This window comes from Vibrio sp. 1F169 (genome assembly GCF_041439605.1).
GTDB lineage: Bacteria > Pseudomonadota > Gammaproteobacteria > Enterobacterales > Vibrionaceae > Vibrio > Vibrio tasmaniensis_A.
Genome location: NZ_JBGOOI010000185.1, coordinates 1 through 1,044, shown reverse-complemented (window position 1 = coordinate 1,044; position 1,044 = coordinate 1). Strand labels below are relative to the sequence as shown.

The window sequence follows — 1,044 nt, the reverse complement described above, 5'->3', positions numbered from 1 at the left end:
CCCTTCTTGGTCGTTACTCTGCATTATCGTGCTAGGTGGCTTTGTATCAGGGCTGGGCTACATCGCATACATATACGGCATAGAGCGTGTTGGTGTTGAAGGCAGCAGTATGGCTTTAAACCTCATCCCTATGTCTGCATTTTTCATCGCTGTTTTGGTGTTTGGCGAACCCATCACACCTTTTAGGACGCTGGCTGTTGGCTTGATTATTGTAGCAATGATGCTGTTTGCAGCATCCAACAAGTCCCGCGGGATGACACCTAAAACAGTTTTAACAAATTAATTTTAAGTATTTATTGGAGTTTCCATGACTAACATTGCCAACGTTACAGAATGGCGCCGCCATTTACATCAGTATCCAGAGTTCGGTACTGAAGAGTTCATAACATCTGAATTCGTAGCGAACAAGCTCGAAGAGTTCGGCATTGAAGTTCACCGCGGTATTGGCGGAACAGGTGTGCTTGGAATTCTGAAAAATGGCACAAGCGATCGCTCGATTGGTCTACGTGCGGATATGGATGCGCTGCGCATTCATGAACAGAACACTTTTTGTCACGCTTCAAAACATGAAGGAGCGATGCACGCTTGTGGACATGATGGCCATACCGCGATGCTACTGGGTGCGGCGCAAGAGTTAGCAACCAGTAAGCAATTTGATGGCACTGTATACTTCATTTTCCAACCAGATGAAGAGCGAGGCACAGGAGCGAAAGCGATGATCGCTGATGGCCTGTTCACTCGTTGGAATTTGGATGCGATTTACGCTATGCATAACTTACCGGGTATCCCAGAAGGTAAATTTGTGACTCGTCCAAGCTCGCTTATGGCAAGTGAAAGCAGTTTTGAGATTGTGATCAAAGCGACGGGCGGCCACGCGGCGATGCCACACATGGGAACCGATCCGATTGTTGTTGGAGCTCAGGTGGTCACAGCACTGCAAACCATCGTTTCGCGTAATTTGAGCGCCATTGATGAGACGGCGGTTATCTCGGTGACTAACTTTGTTACCAATGGAACCGTGAATGTGATTCCTTCGCAAGTGAC

General features: G+C 47.6%; 2 protein-coding genes. Both read left to right on the top strand.

Going from position 1 to position 1,044, the window contains the following annotated elements:
- Positions 1-283 (top strand): EamA family transporter (locus tag ACED53_RS23495; RefSeq protein ID WP_371708925.1); only part of this gene is annotated, 283 nt, incomplete at its 5' end.
- A 24-nt stretch (positions 284-307) separates the two neighbouring features.
- A partial coding sequence (locus ACED53_RS23490; protein ID WP_371715329.1) for an amidohydrolase occupies positions 308-1,044 on the top strand: 737 nt, incomplete at its 3' end.